The following is a 1053-nucleotide window of genomic DNA, read 5'->3' on the forward strand; positions in this document are numbered from 1 at the left end:
TCTGGGTTCATCCGACGGCGTGAGGCCCTTTCAGGTCCCCCACTTTGGTCTTGCGACATTATGCGGTATTAGCCACCGTTTCCAGTGGTTATCCCCCGCCCTCGGGCAGATCCCCAGACATTACTCACCCGTCCGCCGCTCGTCAGCAAAAGCGCAAGCGCTTTCCTGTTACCGCCCGACTTGCATGTGTTAGGCCTGCCGCCAGCGTTCAATCTGAGCCATGATCAAACTCTTCAATTCAAAGTTTGACGCTCAAAGAATTCTGACTAATTAGTTCGTAATGAATTAACTGTTGTTCACTCTTCAAGACTTTAAAACGTATTTTTTTGTGATACGGTCTTGTGAGTGCCCACACAGATTGTCTGATTAATTGTTAAAGAGCAGGCTGAATCAAAAAATAATATTCTCGTTCAGCCGGGCTGCGTATACTACGCTGTTCGCCCGCAGAGTCAAGCGCTTATTCGCTTTTTCTCTGCCCGACCTCACAATGTTTATCAGCGTTGTGTCGGTCAGTGGTGGCGCATTATAGGGAGTTCTTTGACGCTGGCAAGTATTTATTGAAAAAAAAACTGCCATTCGCAGATTTTTTCAACAAAACCTGCATTTTTGCGTTTTTTTTTATACAAGATTGATGGCGTCGACAATAATTATTCCCAAACTAAGGTACTATTAAGTAGACAAATACGGGAAAGGGTTCAAATCCACTATGCAATTTAAAGAACAAAGAAAAGCTTCCCAGAAAAACCTTTCTTATCTTTTAGCTGAAAAAATCGGACAACAGATTTTATCTGGTGAATATAAAGCTGAAACTATCCTTCCTGGTGAAATAGAACTCGCTGAACAATTTAACGTCAGCAGAACCTCTGTTCGTGAAGCAATAAAAATACTTGCAGCCAAAGGTATGCTATTACCTCGCCCACGTATTGGTACTCGAATCATGCCAACGATTCATTGGAATTTCCTTGATCAGGATTTATTAAAATGGTGGATGAGTCGTGACAACCTTAACCAAGTGGTTGAACATTTCCATATAGTAAGATTAGCAATAGAGCC

1 protein-coding gene and 1 rRNA gene are annotated in these 1053 nt (G+C 42.5%); one reads left to right on the forward strand and one right to left on the reverse strand.

Features of this window, described 5'->3' with window-relative positions; translation table 11 throughout:
• Positions 1–240, reverse strand: a 16S ribosomal RNA gene (locus C6H66_RS24865); the annotation flags it as partial.
• A 466-nt stretch (positions 241–706) separates the two neighbouring features.
• Between C6H66_RS24865 and C6H66_RS24870 the strand changes: the two genes are divergently transcribed.
• Positions 707–1053 (forward strand): FadR/GntR family transcriptional regulator (locus tag C6H66_RS24870; RefSeq protein ID WP_146111143.1); only part of this gene is annotated, 347 nt, incomplete at its 3' end.

This window comes from Photorhabdus hindustanensis (genome assembly GCF_002968995.1).
GTDB lineage: Bacteria > Pseudomonadota > Gammaproteobacteria > Enterobacterales > Enterobacteriaceae > Photorhabdus > Photorhabdus akhurstii.